The organism is Paenibacillus periandrae (assembly GCF_022458865.1).
GTDB classification, from domain to species: Bacteria; Bacillota; Bacilli; order Paenibacillales; family NBRC-103111; genus Paenibacillus_S; species Paenibacillus_S periandrae.
Genome location: NZ_JAJNMU010000152.1, coordinates 1 through 367, shown reverse-complemented (window position 1 = coordinate 367; position 367 = coordinate 1). Strand labels below are relative to the sequence as shown.

The 367-nt window shown below is 58.3% G+C and carries 1 pseudogene; it reads left to right on the top strand.

Features of this window, described 5'->3' with window-relative positions:
• Nucleotides 1-56 precede the first annotated feature (56 nt).
• Nucleotides 57-367, top strand: a pseudogene (locus LRL21_RS45025) (hypothetical protein); the annotation flags it as partial.

Below are 367 nucleotides of genomic sequence, written 5' to 3'. Positions count from 1 at the left end.
AAAACATTATCCATATGAACATACGGCCGGAAACGGTCGTTGTCGTGCCAGCTACAATGCAGGTGTACCTGACGGGGCTCGGACACGCGTTCGCGATGAACGAGGACAGGCGCCAGACAGGCAACATACCGCTGATGGAAGGCAATCCGCCTTATATGGCTCCGGAGCGCGGCAGGCAGCTGGACGGCTGGATCGGGGCAGGCGCCGATCTGTATTCGCTCGGCGTGACGCTGTACGAGACGCTTGCCGGCAGGCTCCCCTTTCTGGCGAAGAATGTGCTGGAATGGGCTCACGCCCATGTGGCCAGAGCCCCTCTGCCGATGGACGATGTCTCTCCTGAAATTCCGGTTATTTTGCAGCAAATTAT